The organism is Oleiphilus sp. HI0132 (assembly GCF_001635845.1).
Window position 1 is genome coordinate 1 of sequence record NZ_LWGJ01000100.1, and the last position, 635, is coordinate 635.

The 635-nt window shown below is 46.5% G+C and carries 1 protein-coding gene; it reads left to right on the top strand.

From position 1 onward, the window contains the following. The coding region (locus tag A3766_RS30080) for a hypothetical protein (RefSeq protein WP_197479162.1) at nucleotides 1-635 on the top strand (635 nt) is incomplete at both ends.

Genomic DNA, 635 nt, shown 5'->3' on the forward strand with positions numbered 1-635 from the left:
ATGCGTGGAACTATGCCGATGCAAAAATGGATGACCTGGCTGCGTTCTTGATTACTGGCGGCCCGACCTATCTACTAGCATCTCAAGACCTGGATGGCAAAGCAGGTAAGGATTATATCGATTTGGATAAGGTTCCAGAAGGCCGCAAAGTTTTTGCTCGTGAGTGTGCAGGTTGCCACAGCTCGAAAATGGCACCAGAAAACGTACGTGCAGATAAGAATGCTTTGGCCAAGTTCTACGAAGGTCATGTATTTGGTTCGGAAGATTACTGGCAATTAGAGTTCACTGACGCAGAGCGCAATGATCCGGCCTTTATTGCGAAATTTATGCAGAAAGATGAGTCCGGTAAGTTACGTCCTAAGCAGTTCGCCGAGAAAGGTATCTTTGGTCAGGATTGGCTGTCAAACGATGAGTTAGTGCCTTTCGATATCATTGGTACAAACTATTGTCGAGCCATTCATGACAATCATAATGAAGGCCACATCTTTGAAGAGTTCTCATCTGAGACCTACAAGAATAAGCCTTCACCGGGCAGTATTCCTAAGGTGCTTAACCCTGTCGCGCCAATCGTCGGTGGTATGCAGATTGGCGAGAAGAAGATTGAAGGTGGCCCAGGGTACTTGAGAAACTTCTCT